The 350-nt window shown below is 54.3% G+C and carries 1 protein-coding gene; it reads left to right on the top strand.

Going from position 1 to position 350, the window contains the following annotated elements; genetic code table 11:
• Positions 1–350, top strand: a 350-nt coding sequence (locus AC1RPR_RS08540) for a lysozyme family protein (RefSeq protein WP_481763522.1), incomplete at both ends; no start/stop codon positions are given.

Here is a 350-nt window from a genome sequence, read left to right as displayed (position 1 = left end):
GAAAAAGAAGGGGCGCGCGGGTACTGAAGACCTTGAGAACATGACGGTCAACGAGGTTATGCAGCATCAGCAGGCTGGTGACTTTAATGCTGTCGGTCGCTACCAGATCATTACGACCACGATGCCCGAGATCGTTCGCGGCCTAGGCTTGACCGGTCAGGAGAAGTTTGATAGGACTACTCAAGACCGTATGTTCGATTACCTGATTGGTGTCAAACGCCGGGCTATTGGTGATTACATCTCGGGGCGTTCCGATGATCTGAATGCTGCGGTCTACGCCGCATCGCAGGAGTGGGCGTCGGTAGCCGCTCCCGCAGGTATGCCTCTGTACAAAAAGAAAAAGACGGACC

It is taken from the genome of Dellaglioa sp. CoH-57-MRSF-22 (assembly GCF_056781895.1).
This window is presented reverse-complemented; position numbering and strand designations above follow the sequence as displayed.